19 protein-coding genes are annotated in these 16,669 nt (G+C 67.9%); 2 read left to right on the top strand and 17 right to left on the bottom strand.

Annotated elements, in window-relative coordinates:
* Positions 1 to 8: 8 nt before the first annotated feature.
* From tsaD to CAFEL_RS01985, 7 genes are read right to left on the bottom strand one after another with little or no spacing between them, the layout of a single operon-like run.
* Positions 9 to 1,058, bottom strand: a complete 1,050-nt coding sequence (gene tsaD / locus CAFEL_RS02015; RefSeq protein ID WP_194561025.1) for a tRNA (adenosine(37)-N6)-threonylcarbamoyltransferase complex transferase subunit TsaD — start codon at positions 1,056 to 1,058, stop codon at positions 9 to 11.
* Positions 1,055 to 1,531 (bottom strand): ribosomal protein S18-alanine N-acetyltransferase, encoded by a 477-nt coding sequence (rimI, locus tag CAFEL_RS02010; RefSeq protein ID WP_194561026.1) that lies wholly within the window; start codon positions 1,529 to 1,531, stop codon positions 1,055 to 1,057. The genes tsaD and rimI overlap by 4 nt, the downstream gene beginning before the upstream one ends.
* Entirely contained in the window at positions 1,528 to 2,160 is a 633-nt protein-coding gene (gene tsaB / locus CAFEL_RS02005; RefSeq protein WP_194561027.1) for a tRNA (adenosine(37)-N6)-threonylcarbamoyltransferase complex dimerization subunit type 1 TsaB, read from the bottom strand. The genes rimI and tsaB overlap by 4 nt, the downstream gene beginning before the upstream one ends.
* Positions 2,160 to 2,663, bottom strand: a complete 504-nt coding sequence (locus CAFEL_RS02000) for a hypothetical protein (RefSeq protein WP_194561028.1) — start codon at positions 2,661 to 2,663, stop codon at positions 2,160 to 2,162. Before CAFEL_RS02000 ends, tsaB begins: the two co-directional genes overlap by 1 nt.
* Positions 2,664 to 2,673: 10 nt before the next feature.
* On the bottom strand, positions 2,674 to 3,141 hold the full coding sequence (tsaE, locus tag CAFEL_RS01995) for a tRNA (adenosine(37)-N6)-threonylcarbamoyltransferase complex ATPase subunit type 1 TsaE (RefSeq protein WP_194561029.1): 468 nt from the start codon (positions 3,139 to 3,141) through the stop codon (positions 2,674 to 2,676).
* The gene (gene alr, locus CAFEL_RS01990) at positions 3,142 to 4,209 is read right to left on the bottom strand and encodes an alanine racemase (RefSeq protein WP_194561030.1); all 1,068 of its coding nucleotides are present in this window, start codon (positions 4,207 to 4,209) and stop codon (positions 3,142 to 3,144) included. It abuts the gene before it with no gap.
* A 7-nt stretch (positions 4,210 to 4,216) separates the two neighbouring features.
* Positions 4,217 to 4,867: a GAP family protein gene (locus CAFEL_RS01985; RefSeq protein WP_194561031.1), complete on the bottom strand. Its 651-nt coding sequence runs from the start codon at positions 4,865 to 4,867 to the stop codon at positions 4,217 to 4,219.
* 80 nt (positions 4,868 to 4,947) lie between these two features.
* Between CAFEL_RS01985 and CAFEL_RS01980 the strand changes: the two genes are divergently transcribed.
* Entirely contained in the window at positions 4,948 to 5,802 is an 855-nt protein-coding gene (locus CAFEL_RS01980; protein WP_194561032.1) for a poly(ethylene terephthalate) hydrolase family protein, read from the top strand.
* A 28-nt stretch (positions 5,803 to 5,830) separates the two neighbouring features.
* Here CAFEL_RS01980 and CAFEL_RS01975 read toward each other — a convergent pair whose 3' ends face one another.
* From CAFEL_RS01975 to glmM, 4 genes are all read right to left on the bottom strand, one after another.
* The gene (locus CAFEL_RS01975) at positions 5,831 to 6,109 is read right to left on the bottom strand and encodes a hypothetical protein (protein WP_034997315.1); all 279 of its coding nucleotides are present in this window, start codon (positions 6,107 to 6,109) and stop codon (positions 5,831 to 5,833) included.
* A gap of 2 nt (positions 6,110 to 6,111) precedes the next feature.
* Positions 6,112 to 7,263 (bottom strand): hypothetical protein, encoded by a 1,152-nt coding sequence (locus tag CAFEL_RS01970; protein WP_194561076.1) that lies wholly within the window; start codon positions 7,261 to 7,263, stop codon positions 6,112 to 6,114.
* A gap of 8 nt (positions 7,264 to 7,271) precedes the next feature.
* The gene (locus CAFEL_RS01965; protein ID WP_194561033.1) at positions 7,272 to 7,598 is read right to left on the bottom strand and encodes a hypothetical protein; all 327 of its coding nucleotides are present in this window, start codon (positions 7,596 to 7,598) and stop codon (positions 7,272 to 7,274) included.
* Between the two features lie 108 nt (positions 7,599 to 7,706).
* Positions 7,707 to 9,050 (bottom strand): phosphoglucosamine mutase, encoded by a 1,344-nt coding sequence (gene glmM, locus CAFEL_RS01960; RefSeq protein ID WP_194561034.1) that lies wholly within the window; start codon positions 9,048 to 9,050, stop codon positions 7,707 to 7,709.
* Positions 9,051 to 9,205: 155 nt separating this feature from the next.
* Here glmM and CAFEL_RS01955 point away from each other — a divergent pair, with 155 nt between their 5' ends.
* Entirely contained in the window at positions 9,206 to 10,276 is a 1,071-nt protein-coding gene (locus CAFEL_RS01955) for an HNH endonuclease signature motif containing protein (protein WP_194561035.1), read from the top strand.
* Positions 10,277 to 10,334: 58 nt separating this feature from the next.
* Here CAFEL_RS01955 and rpsI read toward each other — a convergent pair whose 3' ends face one another.
* From rpsI to eccCb, 6 genes are all read right to left on the bottom strand, one after another.
* Positions 10,335 to 10,880, bottom strand: coding sequence for a 30S ribosomal protein S9 (gene rpsI / locus CAFEL_RS01950; protein ID WP_194561036.1), 546 nt, complete (start codon positions 10,878 to 10,880; stop codon positions 10,335 to 10,337).
* Positions 10,880 to 11,323 (bottom strand): 50S ribosomal protein L13, encoded by a 444-nt coding sequence (gene rplM / locus CAFEL_RS01945; RefSeq protein ID WP_034997310.1) that lies wholly within the window; start codon positions 11,321 to 11,323, stop codon positions 10,880 to 10,882. Before rplM ends, rpsI begins: the two co-directional genes overlap by 1 nt.
* A 297-nt stretch (positions 11,324 to 11,620) precedes the next feature.
* The gene (locus tag CAFEL_RS01940) at positions 11,621 to 11,905 is read right to left on the bottom strand and encodes a WXG100 family type VII secretion target (RefSeq protein WP_034997309.1); all 285 of its coding nucleotides are present in this window, start codon (positions 11,903 to 11,905) and stop codon (positions 11,621 to 11,623) included.
* Positions 11,906 to 11,915: 10 nt separating this feature from the next.
* A complete protein-coding gene (locus CAFEL_RS01935) occupies positions 11,916 to 12,227 on the bottom strand; it encodes a WXG100 family type VII secretion target (RefSeq protein ID WP_194561037.1) in 312 nt (103 codons plus the stop codon).
* Positions 12,228 to 12,333: 106 nt separating this feature from the next.
* Positions 12,334 to 13,227, bottom strand: a complete 894-nt coding sequence (locus tag CAFEL_RS01930) for a type VII secretion-associated protein (RefSeq protein WP_194561038.1) — start codon at positions 13,225 to 13,227, stop codon at positions 12,334 to 12,336.
* Positions 13,224 to 16,655, bottom strand: a complete 3,432-nt coding sequence (gene eccCb, locus CAFEL_RS01925; RefSeq protein WP_194561039.1) for a type VII secretion protein EccCb — start codon at positions 16,653 to 16,655, stop codon at positions 13,224 to 13,226. The genes CAFEL_RS01930 and eccCb overlap by 4 nt, the downstream gene beginning before the upstream one ends.
* Positions 16,656 to 16,669 lie beyond the last annotated feature (14 nt).

Below are 16,669 nucleotides of genomic sequence, written 5' to 3'. Positions count from 1 at the left end.
TTCGTGCCTTACGACGACACGAGCGGCACCTCGACCTCCAGCGAAGTGTCCGTGCCCACGCCCAGTCCGGACGGGGCGGCGCCCTCATGGATGAGCTGGGCGGCCAGCGCCGCGATCATCACGCCGTTGTCCGTGCACAGGTTGAACCGTGGCACCCGCAGCTCGATGCCGGCGGCCTCGCAGCGCTGCTGCGCCAGCTCCCGCAGCCGGCGGTTGGCGGCCACGCCGCCGCCGAGCAGCAGCGTGCGCGCGCCGGTGTCCTCGCAGGCCATGACGGCTTTTGCGGTGAGCACGTCGCACACCGCCTCCTGGAACGACGCGCAGACGTCCTCCAGCGAGATCACGCGGCCGTCGCGCTCGGCGGCCTCGACGTGGCGGGCCACCGCGGTCTTTAATCCGGAGAAGGAGAAGTTGTAGCGGTGCTCGCCGCGCAGGTCTTCGGCGCGCGAAAGCGCCCGCGGGAACTTCACCGCTTCCGGGTTGCCCTCGGCCGCGAGCTTGTCCACCACCGGGCCGCCGGGGTAGCCCAGGCCGAGGAGGCGGGCGACTTTGTCGTAGGCCTCGCCGGCGGCGTCGTCGAGCGTGGTGCCCAGCTCCCGCATCGGCTTGCCCACAGCTGCAACCTCCAGCAGCTGCGTGTGCCCGCCGGAGACCAGCAGTGCCACCGCGTGCGGCAGCGGCTCGCCGTCCAGGTTGGCCACCGCGACGTGCCCGCCCAAGTGGTTCACGCCGTAAAACGGCACTCCCCATGCGCCCGCATAGGCCTTGGCCGCGGACGCGCCGACCAGCAGCGCGCCTGCCAGACCCGGGCCGACGGTCGCGGCCACCGCGTCCGGCTTGGCAATGCCGGCGTCCGCCAGCGCCTTCTCCATTACCTGCGGCATGGCCTCCAGGTGGGCGCGCGAGGCGATCTCCGGCACGACCCCGCCGAAGCGGGCGTGCTGCTCCATCGAGGAGGCGACCACGTCGGCGAGGATGTCCATCGTGCCGTCGTCGTGCAACTCAACAATGCCCACGCCGGTTTCGTCACACGAGGACTCGATGCCCAACACAATCACTGGTCTCGCCTTTCGCTCTTCTTCGGCCGCGTCATGGTGTACGCGTCCATGCCGGAGGCCTGATAGTAGTTCTTGCGCACGCCCGCGGTGAAAAACCCGAAGCTTTCGTACAGCCGGATCGCGGGCGTGTTGTCCACCCGCACCTCCAAAAAGCACGGCCCGTCTAACAGGTCCACGGTGTGCATGAGCTGGTCCATCAGCGCACGGCCTAGGCCTTCACCCTGCCTGGAGGGGTCGACGCCGATGGTGTGGATCTCAAACTCCGGGTCATCTTTCGGCCCGAGCATGGCCAGGCCCGCAAACCCGACCAGCTCTTCGCCGTCGAAGGCGCCCAGGTAGAAGGTGTGGCGCGCGGCGATCTCGGAGCGGTACGCCGCCTCGGACCACGGGCTGTCGCCGGCGAACAGCACCGCCTCGATCGCCGCGGCCGCCGGGGCGTCCGCGACCGTCAGCTCGCGGAAGCGCACGCTCATGGCAGCGCCGGCGACTTCGGGGCCTGCTTCGGCGGCACAGCGTCGGGACGGCGCAGATACAGCGGCACCAGCGGCTCCGGCTGGGCGTCCAGGTCGGCGACTGAGACTAAGCCGGCGGGGGTTGGGGGTTGGTAGGTCACCCTTCGGGCGTCGACAGGCAAAAGCTCCGCTAGCGACGACGGCACGCTGACCACGTCCACCGCGGGCGCGGAAAGATCCGCCGGCTTGCACACGTCCGGCCCCGCCACCCGCTTACCGCCTGAGTAGCGCGCCCAGTACACCTCGCGGCGGCGCGCGTCGGTGACCACCAGCGCCTTGCCGCCAAGCGACGCAGCAACCGCGTCATGCGTGCACACCCCATGCACCGGAATGGAAAGCGCCTGCCCCAGCGCCGACGCGGTGGACATGCCCACACGCAGGCCCGTAAAGGGCCCCGGGCCGCGCCCGACCACGATCGCGCCCAAGTCCGCGAACTCGACGCCCGCCTCCCCCAGCAGCCGGGTGATCTCCGGCATGAGCGTCTCGTTGTGCGCGCGGGTGGCCACAGCCGTCTCCGCGAGCACACGGTCCCCGTCCACGATGCCTGCGACCAGGTCAGTCGTGGCGGTGTCCAGGGCGAGAACGAGCATTACTGGCCCAACCCGAGGGTCCAGCGGCCCTGGTTCATGTGGAACGGCATAGCCGTGTTCAGCGGGAAGGACTCGGACTGCGGGACGGTGCAGATATCCACCTTGTTCAGCTCCACCGGGTCCACCTTGGGTGCTACGTCTTCGCCGCCCGGGATGAGCAGCACGTAGCCCAGGTCGCCGCCGAGGTCCAGGTCCTCGGCGCTGACGCCGAAGGCCTCGAGCTTCGCGTCCACCAGCTCCTGCGGCTCGCCCGGGCACAGGGTGGTGTAGCCGAGGTAACGCCCGGGGTCGTAAATGCGCGCCGGATCCACCAGCTGCGCGGCCACGGCGTCGCCGCCCGGGCGGGTCTGCTGCAGCGAGCGCGACAGCGAGTTCGTCGGCTCGACCTGAGCGAGATCGTTGGACCGGGACTGCGGGATGAAGATGATCCCGGCGAGGAGCACGAGCCACAGCACGGCTGCGAGCACGACCCAGCGGCGGGACTGGCTAGTGAGGTTGAGCATGCGTGTAAGCCTACATCCCGTCCTCGACGCGCCAGGAGATGATGCGCGCTTCCGTCTCCGCGTGCGTGCGCCGATCGAGCGTGACGTGCACGTAGCGCTGCGCGAGTTGCTCCACCAGCCCGCCGCCCCACTCGGCCACCACCACGGCCTCCTCGAGGGCGCTGTCTAAGTCGAGGGCGTCGAGCTCGCCTAGCGGGTCGTCGCCGAGCCGGTAGGCGTCGACATGCACAAGCGAGGGGCCACTGCCTATCGACGAGTGCTCCCGCGCAATCACGAACGTCGGGCTTGTCACCCTGCCTTTGACCCCCATCCCCCTCGCGATGCCCTGCGTGAAGGTGGTCTTGCCCGCGCCGAGCGGGCCGTCGAGCACAACGAGGTCGCCCGCCTCGAGCGCCGCGCCCAGCTCCTCGCCGAGCTTTTGCGTATCCGCAGTACCTTCGCACAGCCGCTCGCCCTGTGCCGGAAAATTCGACTTCATCTACTTGCCTTCCCCGATGTACGTGCGGGTGGTGCGACCACGCGGGGCGCAGACCACCTCGTAGTTGATGGTGCCGGCACGCTTGGCCAACGCGGTGGCGTCGCCGAAGATTACGGCCTCATCGCCCGCGGCGACACCAGCGTCGTTGTCGCCGAGCCAGACCACGATCTGGTCCATGGACACCCGGCCCACCTGCGGGTAGGCCCGGCCCGCGATGTCGACCTCCACCGCACCCTGCCAGGAGCGCTGCACCCCGTCCGCGTAGCCCGCCGGGATGACGGCCGTGAACCCGTCCGCCGGCGCCTCCCAGGTGCGCGCGTAGCTGGTGGCCTCGCCCTTGCGCATCGGCTTGACCGCAACCACCGGCGCCGACCAGGTCATCGCGGGTTTGAGCCCGTGGTCGAGTCCGTCAACCGGCTCCAGGCCGTACAGGCTCACCCCCGGCCGGACCATGTCGAAGTGCAGGTCCGGGCGGGTCCACGTCGCCGGCGAGTTCGCCGCGTGGTTGCGCGGCACCTGAAGGCCCACCTGGCGGGCCTGGGCGATCGCGCGGCGAAACGCGGCGGCCTGCACATCGGTGTACGGGTCGGCAGGGTCGTCGGCGCAGCTCAGGTGCGTCATCAGCCCCGCGACCGTGAGCTTGCCTTCGCGCTGCGCGTCCAGGGCGAGCTCGAAGGCCTCCTGCCAGCGGACCTCATCGATGCCGGAGCGGTGCATCCCCGTGTCCACCTTGAGGTAGACGGTGGGCGCCGTTGGTGCGTCGATAAGCGAATGCAAATGCGCAAACGACGGAACCCCCACATCAACCCCAGCCGGCAGCTCCTCCTTTGGGTCCCACAGCCACGCCAGCACCGGCTTGGCCGTCAGCTCGCGCACCCGGCGCGCCTCCGCGAACGTGGCCACGCCGAAGGCGTCCGCGCCGCCCGCCTCCATCACAGGCACGCAGCGCTCGATGCCATGGTTGTAGGCGTCCGCCTTGACCACGCACATCAGCTCCGCCGATGTCTGCTCTCGCAGGCGGCGGGTGTTGTGCGCGATAGCGTCCAGATCGATCGTTGTTGTCAGCACGGGCCTATTACATCACGTGGGTGATGCCCAACACGATGAGCAGCACCGCCACCGACCACGTCGCCGCGGCCGTGACCTGGTCGGGGTGGGCGCGCGCCCAATTGAAGCCGCGCGCCGCCGCGCTTTCCGGCTTCGCACGCACCCAGCCGACGGCCAACGCCGCCAACGTGGGCAGCGACAGCGCCACCGTGGCATACAGCGGGATCGCGGCGTAGCGCACCTGCGCCTCGATGCCGGCGGCCGACAACAGCGCGAGCCCGCCGTAAAACGGCACCGACGTGGCCGACTGAATCAGGCCGAGCACCACGCCGGTGGCCACCGTGGCCGGACCGGGGGTGTGCAGTGGGCGCATGATCTTCTGCGTCAGCGCCCGGTTGTCGCCGCCGCGCAGCGCCAGGATCGCTGTGAGGATGCCGGTGGCGATGAGCAAAATGCCGAACACCGGGCCTTCGACGAAGCGCTGCACCACCGGGCCCAGGCCGTCGAAAATCACCAGCATGATCAGCGCTAAACCTGCGACCCCGCACCAATCGCCCGCGATCAGCAGCGCCGTGGTCTTGGCGTAGTTGCGCCGCGCGGCGATACCGACCGCGACGATGACGCCGATGAGGAGCAGATTCACCGAATCGATGAACGCCAGCTGCAAAGCACCGAGCATCCGACCTCCTGAGTGTGCGGGGTTGCCTGGCAATGTCGGACTCACCCTAGTCGAGGAAAGATTGCAGTAGGATTGCCCGCGTGTCTGCGAAGCTGAAGAAACTCTCCGACCTATCCAAGCGCGGCCCGCACCGCGTCCTGGAAGGCGACCTGGGCTACACCGGCCTGCCCGGCAAGGTCTACACCCCCGCCGAAGGCAAGAACCTGCCCGGCGTGGCGTTCGGCCACGACTGGCTCAAGGACGTCGCCGCCTACGAGGACACCCTGCGCCACCTGGCCAGCTGGGGCATCGCCGTGGCCGCGCCGGACACCGAAACCGGCTTCAAGCCCGACCACACCGGCCTGGCCGCCGACCTCGAAACCGCCATGCAGATCCTCGGCGGTGTTCGCCTGGGCAACGGCAACATCTCCATCTCCCCGGGCAAGCTCGGCGTTGTCGGCCACGGCATGGGCGGCGGTGCCGCCGTGCTCGCCGCGGTGGACAACCCGAAGGCGAAGGCCGTGGCGGCGGTGTACCCGGCCAACGTGGCGCCGTCCGCAGTCGAGGCGGCGCGCAACCTGTTCGTCCCCGGCATGGTCGTCGGCCCCGGCGAAGACGGCGACTCGCTGTTCGACCCCGGCAACCCCGCCAAACTGGCCTACAACTGGGCCGGCGAGGTGGTCTACCGCGCGCCGAAGAAGGGCGACCAGCAGTCCTTCTCCGAGGACACCTTGGTCAAGCGCCTCCTCGGCCTGGGCAAGTCCGACCGCGGCCTGCAGGAGACCATCCGCGGCCTGCTCGTGGGCTACCTTCTGCACCAGCTCGACGAAGACAAGTCCTACGCCTCCTACTCCGAGCCTGACGCCGAAGGCTCCGGCGTGGCATCCCTGACCGGCGAGAAGCTGTCCAAGGCCGCCGGCCTGGCGCGCGACAACGCCAGCTTCTCCCTGTTCTAGCCCCCGTCTCCCCACCCCGTCGTGTGCTTTACACGACGGGGTTTTCGCCGTTCGGGCCAATCGCGCGCAGCACCGCCTGGATCTGCTGCTTTTGCGACTTCTGCGCAGCGTTACGACGAGGCCGCGGCATACTGTAATCCCCCCGCGGCACCGTCACCGGCTGCCGCGGCATCGTCTCCCGGGCCCGCGCGTGGTGCTTGGCGGTCATCTCCATCTTCTGCTGCGTTTCCTTCATCAACGCCTCGAAGTCCGCCATGCGCTTCGCGGTGCGCCTTTGGTACTGGGCCACAAACTGCTCGAAATCCATCGTTACCACTCCCCTGACTTCTTCATTGCCCACGGATCAGCATCCACCCCGTCGGTGCCGCCGGTGTCGCCAGCATCTCCTGCCTGCGCCGGCTGCGTTTCCAGATTCTCCAGCTTCTTCGGCGGCGGTGCCGGCTCCTCCACCTGCGACAGCTCCGGCGGCGGAGCGATCACACCGTCACCTGCAGGCGCGGGCGGTGGCGGCGGTGGCGGTTCAGGCTCGGGTTCGCACTCAGGCTCCGGCTCAGGCTCGGGCTCCGGCTCAGGCTCGGGCTCCGGCTCAGGTTCTGGCTCCGGCTCGCACTCTGGTTCCGGCTCAGGCTCAGGCTCTGGTTCTGGCTCGCACTCCGGCGTCGCCGCCGGCTCGGTCGGGCAGTCCTCGAGTGCCGTCTCGTCGACCTCGAGCGTCGCTTCCAGGTTCGCTTCCAACGTCAGCCCCAGCGTCAGCTCCAGACCCAAATCGGCGCCAGCGCTGGACGAGGCGCTGCGAGAAGCTTCATCGGAAGTTTTAGCGGCGGCGGGGCGCGTGCTGACGTCGCACGGCGAATGCGTCTTCTCCCCGAAATCCACCGGCGGGGCGGGCTGCTCAGCGGCCGCCGTGTCGACGCGGGTGGCAACCTCCCCCAAGCACTCCTTGATCACGCAGTTGCGGTCGCTGGTGGTCTCGCGGGCGCTGCGCAGCGCCTCGATGACCATCTCCACCGCCGGCTGGATCAACTGCGCAATCCCGCAGTTCAGCACGATGTCCAGCATGCGCCGCGCCGGCTCCAGCAGGGCACGCACCGCCGACTCCGCGGTGTCCACGATCGTTTTGATCGCCTCCCCGCACTGCCCAATGCTCTCCCCGGCAGTTTTCGCGCGGTCGAAATGCTCGGATTCGCGTGTTTCGTCGCAAAGCTCACGCTCGCGGATGCCCACCTCGTCGAACCAGGCGCTCTCATCGCACGAGCACGTCCGCGCCGGCGTCTCCGGGCGCTGCCCGCCCGCAGACAACCGCAGGCCAGCGGCTAGAAACGCGCTCAGATCTAACCCGTCGGTCTCCGCGACCTGCTCCAGCAGCTCGCCGGCCAGGCCGTGCACCGCGGCGCGCTGCGCCGGCCCCACCTCCGGCGCGACATCAACCGCGCGCACCAGCGACTGGACGTCGTCTTTCACCGCCGCCATCATGCGTTATCCACCCCACCCGCAATAGACTCTAAAAACTCGGATGAGAGCTGGTCGGCGGCGACGGTGGCGTCGCTAAGCAAAAGCACCTGCTCCCAATTCTCCCCGCGCGCCGCGAGGAAACGTTGCGACGTGGAATGCAACGCCTCCAACGCATCCACGATGCGCTGGCCCTCCCGCGCAAACCCTGCGCCGAACGCCGACGCGGCGACCACCGGCCGCCCAGCGTCGAGCTCGCGCGCGGCGCCGCGGTACGCGTCGATAGCCTCTGTGTACTTCGTGCGCACCGCATCGATATCGATGTCGAGCGCCCCAACATGTGTCATATGCCCACCCCCGAAAGGCTCGCAGTTGAACTGTCTTACCTTTACTTAGACTCCCCCAACACCCCGGCGGTTCCCTGCCGGGGCAAAAAACTTTTACCGCCGATAAACCTACACCGCGGCAACGACCGCCGCGAGGCGACCGGCAACCTTGCGCGCCTGCTCCTCCTCAGCGGCCTCCACCATGACACGGAACAGCTCCTCCGTGCCAGACGGGCGCAGCAGCACGCGGCCGGCATCGCCCAGCTCAGCCTCCGCCTCGGCGATGGCGTCCTTGACGGACTGGTCCTGCAGGATCAGCGCCTTGTTGGACACCGGCACGTTGATCAGCGTCTGCGGCAGCACCGTCATGACCTCCGCCAGCTCGGCGAGCGTCTTGCCGGTCTCCGCCATGCGCTCCATGAGCATGAGGCCGGACAGCACGCCGTCGCCAGTGGTGGCGTGGGCCGGCACCACGATGTGGCCGGACTGCTCGCCGCCCAGGGAGAAATCGCCGTTGCCCAGCTCCTCGAGCACGTAGCGGTCGCCCACCTTCGTCTCGCGCACCGAGATGCCCTCGCGCTCCATGGCCAGCTTCAGGCCCAGGTTGCTCATCACCGTGGCGACGAGCGTGTTGTCCTTCAGGCTGTTGGATTCCTTCATGCCGGTGGCGAGGATGGCCATGATCTGGTCGCCGTCGACGACGTTGCCCTGCGCGTCCACGGCCAGGCAGCGATCGGCGTCGCCGTCGTGCGCCAGGCCCAGGTCCGCGCCGTGTTCGACCACGGCCGCCTGGATCTGGTCCATGTGGGTGGAGCCGGAGCCGTCGTTGATGTTGTAGGCGTTCGGCGTGTTGTGGATGGCGGTGACCTCGGCGCCAGCGGCCGCGTAGGCCTTCGGGGCGACCTCGGAGGCGGCGCCGTTGGCGCAGTCCACCACGACCTTGATGCCGTTCAGCGGCTCAGTGATGGCCTCTTTGAGGTGGGCAAGGTAGCGCTCCTGGGCGTCCGGCGCCTCCTCGATCACGCGCCCGATGGCGGTGCCGGTCGGGCCCGTTTCCTCCAGCACGGCCATGGCGCGCTCGATCTCGTCTTCGATGTCGTCCGGCAGCTTCTTGCCGCCGGCGGCGAAGAACTTGATGCCGTTGTCCGGCATTGGGTTGTGGGACGCGGAGATCATCACACCGATGTCGGCGCCGTAGTCGTCGGTGAGAAACGCCAGGCCCGGCGTGGGGATGACGCCGACGCGCAGCACGTCCACGCCTTTCGACGCCATACCGGCCGCCATCGCGGCAGCAAGCATCTCGCCGGACACACGCGGGTCCCGGCCGATCAGCGCGATCGGGCGGCGCTTCTCCGAGCCGCGGTCCTTGGTCAGCACGGTCGCAGCCGCGGCGCCGAGCTTGAGGGCAAGCGATGCGGTGAGGGCCTCGTTAGCCAGGCCGCGGACACCGTCAGTTCCGAACAATCGAGTCATGCGCACAATTATGCACTTGCCTATCGACGATCGCTCCGCCACCCCAACTCTCGCGCAATTTAACCTGGCGTTTTGCGAGTTATCCACAGGGGTGGTGTTGCGAATTCCACAGGGCGGGCCGGGGTGGGGTTGCGTTGGGTTTAGGGTCTGTGGCCATGAACCCGTTCGACGCATTCATCGAAGCGATGTCCGCAGTATCCATGGAGACACTGCGGCACTTCGACCTGCCGGTTGCGCTTTCGGCTGGCATGGCGCCGGATAAGGCCCGCGCCTGGGATGAGATGCAGAACGTCTACTACGGGAAAACAAAATTCACCCGCAAACAAGCCCACGCGGTGCAGAAAGCCCACGGGTTCTCCCTCGACGAACTCGGACTAATCGAACGGCGCATCAACGGAGTGAAAGATGCCGGCGAGCGGTGGCGGCTGCGACTGGAACTGTTGGATGTCACCGGCGGGTACAAAGCTATCGAACGCGCCGCCCGCGAGCTCATCCCCCGCGACGACACCGCCCCAACGAAGAAACAAGTCGCGTTCTCGCAGCCGAAGAACGGACGCGCACGCATCACCATCGACACCACCGACCGCAACGCCGCAGACCTCGAGCACCGCCTGCGCCAAGACATCGACCCGGCCATGCCTGCCGCGGCCCAGATGGAGGAGGCGTTTTGGCGCATCGTCGAAGGCAAGACCGGCGGGGTCGTCGCCGCAGCACCCAGGCCGATTGTGATGGTGCCCATCGACACACACGCGCGCATCCTCGCAGGAGGCGGCGACGTTGTATTGACGCTGACTGACGGCACCAGCATGACCGGGGCGGAGTACCTCCAGCAAGAGTTCGGCGAAGAGCTCGAGGTCGCAGCCTTCCACCCGGAGGAAGGGGCGGTCAACCTCTACGACACCGAGCGCTTCGCCAACCAGAAACAACGCGATCTTGCCTGCATGGTCTCACCCGTGTGCGCGTTCCCGGGTTGCCGCCACGGCGCCTACGCTTCCGAGATCCACCACGTGACAGCGTGGAAACACGGCGGGCTGACCAACATGGACAACCTGGCGCCGCTATGCAGGTATCACAACCGGATCAACGACGATGACCCCTGGCGCAAATCCCGCGGACGCATCACCATGATCCGCGGCGCGCCCTGGTGGGTCTCACCCCGCCGATACCACATCAAAAACACCGACCGCGGAGCACTCGACCAACTCTTCGGACCACCACGCACCTAGCAACGCGAAACGCCGCCGCCCAAACGGACGACGGCGTACAACGCACGCGTAAAAGCGATTAACGCTTGGAGTACTGCGGTGCGCGACGGGCCTTGTGCAGACCTGCCTTCTTGCGCTCCACGGCACGGGCGTCACGGGTGAGCAGGCCAGCCTTCTTCAGGGTGGTGCGCTCAGCCGGGTTGTAGACGTTCAGTGCGCGGGCGATAGCCAGGCGCAGAGCACCGGACTGGCCGGTCGGGCCGCCACCGGAGATGTTGGCCTTGATGTCGAACTGGCCCTCGCGCTCGAGCAGGGTCAGCGGGGTGAGGATGTCCTGCTGGTGCAGCTTGTTCGGGAAGTAGTCCTCGAACTCGCGGCCATTGACGGTGATCTTGCCCTCGCCCTCGACGACGGTCACGCGAGCGATGGCGCGCTTACGGCGGCCAACGGTCTGGATCGGACCCTCGTGCAGCGGAGCGGCCTCAACGGTCTCCTCGGTTGCCTCAGCCTCGGGGGCGATGGCGTCGCCGATGGTGTAGTTGAACTCCTCCGTCGCAGCGGTTGCGGCGTCGACGTCGGTGCCCAGGGACTCAGAGGTGTTTTCGAAGTTGTTCGGCTCGGTCATTACTGTGCCACCTGCTTAAACTCGTAGGTTTCCGGCTGCTGGCCAGCGTACGGGTGCTCGGCACCGACGAAGACGTGCAGCTTCTTGATGGACTGACGGGAAAGCTTGTTGTGCGGCATCATGCCCTTGACAGCTTCCTCGATCACGCGATCCGGACGCTCGTCCAGCGCGCGGCCCAGGGTCATGGACTTCAGACCACCCGGGTAGCCGGAGTGGCGGTAACGCATCTCGCGCTCGCGCTTGTTGGAGGAGATGTGGATCTTGTCGGCGTTGATCACGATGACGTGGTCGCCGGTGTCGACGTTCGGTGCGTACTGCGGCTTGTGCTTACCGCGCAGGATGTCTGCGACGGTGGAAGCAAGCTTGCCCAGCACCACGTCGGTTGCGTCGATGACGTACCACTTGCGGGTGATGTCACCGCTCTTCGGGTGGTAAGTAGACATGCATGACTCCTTAAAGTCTGTCTAGATGGCTGCCGGCCAAAACCTCGTCTGCCCCTTTGCGCTTCACGGCGGCCGGTGGAGACCCGAAAAGCGCATCCGGCGGGACACACAGGGATAACACCCTACGGCACACCTGCCCGAAAACAAAAAAGTGCCGCCGCAGGTGATTCCCCCATCACCTGCGGCGGCACGCCCCCGTAACCCCCGAGTGGTTGCGCCGCGGGCCGTGTGAAGCCGTGCCCGTCCCCCGATGAAAACGGCCCCTTGCACGGCCTGCGACGCAAGTCTTGTTGTGTTCTAGCCCCAGCTGTTCGCGGCTGCGTTGTTGACGGCGAGCATGGTGGTGTTGCCGTCTTCCACGGTGTTGGCGATCTGGTTGAGGATCTGGTTCAGATCCTGCGCCGCCTGGTCCCACTTGGCCTGGTGCGCCTGGTAGGCCGCGGCTGCGGTGCCTTCCCAGGTTTGCGCCATGGGCTGGAGCATCTGCTTGAGTTCAGCCAGGTCGCCGTTGATGCGGGAGGCGGAGGCGCGCATGTCCTCTGCGGCGCCGGCGATCTGCGCGAAATCGTACTTGATCTGCATTGTTTCCCCTTTACAGTGCGAGTCCGCCGGCGATCTGGCGGAGGCTGTCGGTGTTGGTGGCGTCGGTGGTTTCGTAGTTCTTGGCGTTGTCGCGGATGTTCACGGCGATCGCGCTCAGTGCCTCGGACAACCGCCTTTGAGCGTCGTCGTAGCGCAGCATGAGCTCGTCGAAGCTGCGCTGTGCGTTGCCCACCCAGTAGCCGCGGGTGGCTTCGGCGACTTGCTGCACGCGGTCGATTTCGCGGTTGACGTCGGCGTTGGTGTCGTCGGTGCGGTCTGCAGCGGCGCGCATGACCTCGGCTTCGGTTGCGAACTGCTCCATGTTTTTCTTTCCCCCTCGTTGTGTGTGTTGGGACGGACAACTTCTGTGCTGTCCGTATATCTGACTGCCGTTTGGCCCAATCGGTTCCATCGTTTGCAAAACTTTTTTAAGGACCCACGTCAGCCCCCTTATATTCAGCGGATTCCATGGCCATGCGGCAGGTGGCGCGTTGCACGACGGTGGGTTCGGCGCGCGTGTGGCAACCTACGAACAGTTGCACCGTCCCGTTGGGCCAGGTTTTCCACAGCGATTGCGAGCCGTCGCCGGCGCGCTCCAGGTAGGTCACGGAGATGCCGTCTGTGTCGACGAGTTCGACCTCCGGGTCGGTTTCGATGTCCGCGAGGAGTTGTTCGGCCATGGTGCGCGCAGGCAGCTGGTAGAGGTGCTCGACGGCGATCTGCAGACGGAAGTTGGGGTCGCTTCCTGTGGCGCGCCACATGTCGTCGTCGGCTTCGAGGGTGAAGCCTGCGGGGAGTTGGACGGTTAAGCCGTCGCGCTCAATGCTTATCGACGTCTGCTCCGCCCGTTCCTCCTCCTGCACAGGAGACGACACTGGCGCTGATTGCGTCTCCGGCGGCTGCGACGGTGGCGGTTCCTCCTCCCCCGGCGACTTGCCGCTGGTCAGACCCCAGATCACTGCGGCGCAGGCGAGGGCGACCGCGGCGACGACGGCAGCGATGATCCACACGCCGGAGCGCGATTCCTGTTCGGGCGGCGGTGGTCGGTGGAAGGGTTCTGGGGTGTCGTCGGGTGTGGGCGCGACGGGTTGGAGGGGCTCGGTGGTCAGCTCGATGTCGTAGTCGGCGAGCGCGTGTGTGAGCTCGCTGAGGCGTTGTGGGTCGGCTGCGATGTGCACCGGCGCGCCGTGCGGGTCGGGGCCGAGCACGCTGCGGACGGTGCCGGCGATTTCGCGGCTAGTGGGCGCGTCGAAGCGGTGGATGTTGGCTGCACCGGTGATCACGGTGGATGCGTCGGTGGCGGTGATGCGCAGCTCGGTCATGGTGCCTCCGGGAGTTGGACGGTGCCGCGCGCTTCGCCCTGGATCCAGGTGGCGCGGCCGGGTTGTTGCGGGCTGGGTCGCACGCCGAAGATGGCGCCTTCGTCGCGGGTGCCGTCCATGAGCAGCACGTCGGGCTGCAGGTCCTTCAGGGCAGTCAAGAACGGCCCGAACAGGGCGCGCGAGACGCCGCCGAATTTGCGGGCGGCCACGACGTGCAGGCCGATGTCGCGCGCGTGCGGCAACAGTTCCGCGATCGGCCGGAGCGGGTCTTCGCCGACGAGTTCGTAGTCGTCGATGATCAGGTACAGCTCGGGCCCGCTCCACCAGGACCGCTCGCGCAGCTGTTCCGGGGTCACCTCGGCGCCGGGCAGCCGCGACTGCAGCGTGACGGCGAGCGATTTGGCGGCCTGCGTGATCGCGCTGGTGGATGCGGCGTACGCAGCGACCATGTCCTCGTCGGCGCGGCCGAGGTGCGCGCGCTTCGGGTCGAGAACCACCATCCGGGCGGCCTCGCGGCCCATGTGCTCCACCGCGGCGATTGTGCTGGCGATGAAGGTGGATTTCCCGCAGCCGCCAGCGCCGACGACGAAGACGTGCCCGGAGGAGTACACAGGTTCGAGGGCAGGCCCGCCGATGCCGAGGGGGATCCTTTGGCCGTCGAGAAGCGAGTGCGTATCGACGGCATCCGGCAGCACCCGCAACCTTTCCACCGGCGCCTGGTCGGCGGTGGCGGCGAGGTGGGCGATGTCCTCGCCGCTGGTGAAGACGAGCTGGACGGTTTTGCCGTCCGGGGTCAGGCCGCGGCCGGGCATGGCGGGCAGCTTCTCCTGGTGTTTGCGGTTGATCAACGAGTCCATCGGTTCGGTCAGCCGCAGCTCGAGGCGGGTGCCGATGAGGTCGCGCACGTTTGGGCGGATCGCGCTCCAGCGCTGGGTGGTCACCACGAGGTGGATGCCGGCGTCGGGGCCTTCGGAGGCGATGCGGGCGAGCGGTTCGCGCAGGTCCTCGTCGAGGGCGTGCCAGCCGTCGACAACCAGCATGACCGGCCGCGGGTGGTCGAGGAACCCGGTGACTTCGTCGACGATGCGGCGGGTGCGCTCGGCGTCTTTCATGCTGGCCACGCCAGCGACATGCGGCAGCGCCTCGAGCTCCGGTACGTCGCCGATGACGTAGACGGCCAACCCCTCGCGCATGTGCGTGGCCACGATGCTCCGCACCGCCATCGTCTTGCCCGTCTGCGGCCCGCCCGCGATGGCAACGTGCCCGCCGGCGCTGTCCAGGTCCAGGTGGAAGGGGGTCTGGCGCTGCTTGAAGGGTTCGTCGATAAGCCCGAGCGCTCCGTCCGTCTGCGCCAGCTGCGAAAGCGGGATGCGCTCCGGCAGCGGCGGCAGCCACACCTGGTGCGCGTGCATGCCGCGGGCGTCGGCGACCTCGCGGGCCTTGGCCACCACCGCGTCCAGCAGCGTGGTGGAGCGGTCCTCCTCAACGTAGGCGGTGGGCACCAGTTCGATCTCGTTGCCGGTGAACAGCCGCACGTGCTGCTCGCCGGGGTGCTCCACCACCGTGCGCGTCAGCGGGCCGGAGACGTACGCCGCGCGGAAGCGGGTCAGCTCCATGCCGGCTTTGAGGTAGCCGGACCCGGGCTCGCCGGGCAGCTCGTAGGCGTCCGGCACGCCGAGGACTTGGCGGGACTCGCCGGCGGAGAACGTCTTCAAGCCGATGCGGTAGGACAGGTGCGAATCCAGCCCGCGCAGCTTGCCCTCCTCCAGCCGCTGCGAGGCGAGCAAAAGGTGCACGCCCAGCGAACGGCCGAGCCTGCCCACCGCCACGAACAGGTCCGCAAAGTGTGGGTGCTGGGTGAGCAACTCGGTGAACTCGTCGACCACGATGACCAGCGACGGCAGCGTGTTTCCCGCCTTGGTGTAGTCCGTGATGTTGGCGAAGTTGCCCGCTTTGCGCAGCAGCTCCTGGCGGCGGTGCATCTCGCCGGAGATCGCGTCGAACATGCGCTCCACCAGCACCGCTTCGTCCTCCAGGTTGGTGATCACCGCGGCGGTGTGCGGCAGCGCCTCGCAGCCCAAAAACGTCGCGCCGCCTTTGAAGTCCACGAGTACGAAGTTCAGCTCCTCGGGCGAGTGCGTCGCCGCCAGCGCCACCACCAGGGTCCGCAGCAGCTCCGACTTGCCGGAGCCCGTCGCCCCGATGCACAGCCCGTGCGGGCCCATCCCGCCAAGCGCCGCCTCCTTCAAATCCAGGTACACAGGCGCGCCGTCGGGAGTCGCGCCGATGGGCACGGTCAGCTTGTTGCGCACCCCCGGCCACATCGTGTGCGCATCCAGCGCATCGACGTCCGGCACACCCAGCATGGACAGAAAATCCCCGCCAGCCTCGACCGCGCCGTCGGGGCGGCGGTAGAAGCCTAGATGCCTAGCGACGAACTCCGCCTCCGCATCCGTGAACCCATCCGGCACGCCCAGCTGCTCCACCCCCTGTGCCGTGACCGCTTCCAGCACGTCGGTGCAGACCAGGTGGAACGCGTCCGGGTCGGCGAAGAAGTCCGGGTCGTCGTGGATGGTCACCACCAGGTCGGAGTCGGTGGGGGCGGGAGAGTCGTGGCCGTCGATAAGCGAGATGCGAAACGCCCCCTCGCTGCGAGCGTGCGGCAGCCACTTCGCCCACGCAAACGGCGCGTCGATGCGGACCTTTTCCGGGCCGTAGAAAAACGCCAGCTGGCACACGATCGAACGCGCCACATCGGCCGCCGCAGGCCCGGCGAGCGTGATCGCGTCGAACGCGTCGAGCTGGACCAGCATCGGCATGCCCGGCACCGTGCTCACCGCCGCGACGGCGCGGCGCAGGCTCACCGCGCACACCGGGTCCAAATCCTCGGGGCTGCCGGGGTCGTCCACGTCCACCGGGGTGCACAGCGCGCCCGCACCGGTGCCCAGCCGCACCGTCGGGGCGCCTGCACGCTCCCAGATGCGCTCCACCGGCACCGCGGCCACCAGCTCGCCCGGCGCGGGGTGCAGCGCGGTGGCGTGCGTGCGCTGCGTCGCGGCGTTCGCGCGGGCCTTTTTCGCCAGCGCGTCTAGGTGGCGCAGGTAGACGCGGCGGGTCTCGTCGATGTCGCTCTGTTTTTCTTGCGGGTTGAACATGCCGACGAGCCCGAAGAGCATCATCAGCGGAAAGATCAGCATCATCGGGCTCACAGCGCGGCCGGAGGTGGCCATGAGCACCATCACCGCGCCGACTGCCACCACCATCACCACCGGCAGCAGGATTTTTATCACCGGCGGCGACTGCGGTTTCTGCGCCGCGGGCACGGGCTCGGCGCGCAAGGCGCCGGTCGGCGGCGGCGCGGCATCGATCGCGGCATCTGGTGCGCCGGTTGTTGGTGCGAGCACCTGGTCGTAGTCGAGGCCAAGCATCGTGGATTTTCCCC

Source organism: Corynebacterium afermentans subsp. lipophilum, assembly GCF_030408375.1.
Taxonomy (GTDB): Bacteria; Actinomycetota; Actinomycetes; order Mycobacteriales; family Mycobacteriaceae; genus Corynebacterium; species Corynebacterium lipophilum.
Note: the sequence above shows the minus strand (reverse complement) of the source record. Positions and strands in the feature narration are given on the sequence as shown.

Excerpts from the sequence above, each read along its gene's own strand:
- rpsI (WP_194561036.1), bottom strand. The coding sequence starts at position 10,880 with ATGACCGAGCCGAACAACTTCGAAAACACCTCTGAGTCCCTGGGCACC.
- CAFEL_RS01940 (WP_034997309.1), bottom strand. The coding sequence starts at position 11,905 with ATGCAGATCAAGTACGATTTCGCGCAGATCGCCGGCGCCGCAGAGGAC.
- rplM (WP_034997310.1), bottom strand. The coding sequence starts at position 11,323 with ATGTCTACTTACCACCCGAAGAGCGGTGACATCACCCGCAAGTGGTAC.
- CAFEL_RS01935 (WP_194561037.1), bottom strand. The coding sequence starts at position 12,227 with ATGGAGCAGTTCGCAACCGAAGCCGAGGTCATGCGCGCCGCTGCAGAC.
- CAFEL_RS01965 (WP_194561033.1), bottom strand. The coding sequence starts at position 7,598 with ATGACACATGTTGGGGCGCTCGACATCGATATCGATGCGGTGCGCACG.
- tsaB (WP_194561027.1), bottom strand. The coding sequence starts at position 2,160 with ATGCTCGTTCTCGCCCTGGACACCGCCACGACTGACCTGGTCGCAGGC.
- CAFEL_RS01930 (WP_194561038.1), bottom strand. The coding sequence starts at position 13,227 with ATGACCGAGCTGCGCATCACCGCCACCGACGCATCCACCGTGATCACC.
- eccCb (WP_194561039.1), bottom strand. The coding sequence starts at position 16,655 with ATGCTTGGCCTCGACTACGACCAGGTGCTCGCACCAACAACCGGCGCA.
- rimI (WP_194561026.1), bottom strand. The coding sequence starts at position 1,531 with ATGAGCGTGCGCTTCCGCGAGCTGACGGTCGCGGACGCCCCGGCGGCC.
- CAFEL_RS01985 (WP_194561031.1), bottom strand. The coding sequence starts at position 4,867 with ATGCTCGGTGCTTTGCAGCTGGCGTTCATCGATTCGGTGAATCTGCTC.
- CAFEL_RS01955 (WP_194561035.1), top strand. The coding sequence starts at position 9,206 with ATGAACCCGTTCGACGCATTCATCGAAGCGATGTCCGCAGTATCCATG.
- tsaE (WP_194561029.1), bottom strand. The coding sequence starts at position 3,141 with ATGAAGTCGAATTTTCCGGCACAGGGCGAGCGGCTGTGCGAAGGTACT.
- glmM (WP_194561034.1), bottom strand. The coding sequence starts at position 9,050 with ATGACTCGATTGTTCGGAACTGACGGTGTCCGCGGCCTGGCTAACGAG.
- CAFEL_RS02000 (WP_194561028.1), bottom strand. The coding sequence starts at position 2,663 with ATGCTCAACCTCACTAGCCAGTCCCGCCGCTGGGTCGTGCTCGCAGCC.
- CAFEL_RS01975 (WP_034997315.1), bottom strand. The coding sequence starts at position 6,109 with ATGGATTTCGAGCAGTTTGTGGCCCAGTACCAAAGGCGCACCGCGAAG.